The following is a 1,018-nucleotide window of genomic DNA, read 5'->3' as shown; positions in this document are numbered from 1 at the left end:
CGAGCGGGCCGGGGTGAGAAGGAGCATGAGCGCCGTGGGCAGTTCGGCGGACAACGCCGCCGCGGAGAGCTGGAACGCGTCCATGAAGAGGGAGACCCTCAAGGGCGCGAAGGCGTGGCCCACCGCTCGTCACGCCCGGCTCGCGGCCTTCCGCTGGGCCAGCCGCTACAACACCCGACGCCGGCACTCCCGCCTCGGACAACGCTCCCCGATCATCTACGAGAACACCTTCTTCGAACCCGCAACTACACTTCCCCAAGCTGCATAACCCCGTGTCCAACATCCGGGGTCAGGGCCCGTTCTCGGAGCGGACCACCCTGACACTCTGTGGGCCCGCCACAACCATGCCTGGAATCTCGGTGCGGCGGGTGAGCACGCGGAAGCGGCGAGGTTGATGGCTGAGGTCGCTGCGGACCGGGCACGTGTTCTCGGCCCTGACCATCCCGGCACTCTGTGGTCCCGCCACAACCATGCCTGGGATCTTGGTGCGGCGGGTGAGCGTGCGGAAGCGGCGAGGTTGTTTGCCGAACTGGCCACGGACCGCGCACGCATCCTGGGTCCCGACCACCCCGAAACCCTGCGATCCCGCTCCGGCCACGCCCAGAATCTCGAGAAGGCGGGTGAGCGTGCGGAAGCGGCGAGGTTGTTTGCCGAACTGGCTGCGGACCGGGCACGTGTTCTCGGAGCCGATGACCCCGAAACCCTGCGATCCCGCGCTGGCCATGCCTGGAATCTCGGGCAGGCGGGTGAGCACGCGGAAGCGGCGAGGTTGATGGCTGAGGTCGCTGCGGACCGGGCACGTGTTCTCGGATCGGACCACCCTGACACTCTGTGGGCCCGCCACAGCCATGCCTGGAATCTTGGGCAGGCAGGGGAAGGATGACGGCGACCCGGCCCGCTGCCAGGGCCCGGCAAGCGTAAAGGGACCCTGGGCAAGTACCTCCCGCGCAGCGGCTTGTCCACCCACCGCGAGAACCACCCCGCCCCGCCCCGGCCTCGGAGCGGGGTGCACCGGGAG

2 protein-coding genes are annotated in these 1,018 nt (G+C 69.1%); both read left to right on the top strand.

Annotation, left to right across the window (positions count from 1 at the left end):
* Nucleotides 1–268 (top strand): integrase core domain-containing protein (locus EAO76_RS41875; RefSeq protein ID WP_148841344.1); only part of this gene is annotated, 268 nt, incomplete at its 5' end.
* 57 nt (nucleotides 269–325) lie between these two features.
* The gene (locus tag EAO76_RS41870; RefSeq protein WP_148841468.1) at nucleotides 326–883 is read left to right on the top strand and encodes a tetratricopeptide repeat protein; all 558 of its coding nucleotides are present in this window, start codon (nucleotides 326–328) and stop codon (nucleotides 881–883) included.
* The last annotated feature ends 135 nt before the right edge of the window (nucleotides 884–1,018 follow it).

The organism is Streptomyces sp. sk2.1, assembly GCF_008120935.1.
Taxonomy (GTDB): domain Bacteria; phylum Actinomycetota; class Actinomycetes; order Streptomycetales; family Streptomycetaceae; genus Streptomyces.
This window is presented reverse-complemented; position numbering and strand designations above follow the sequence as displayed.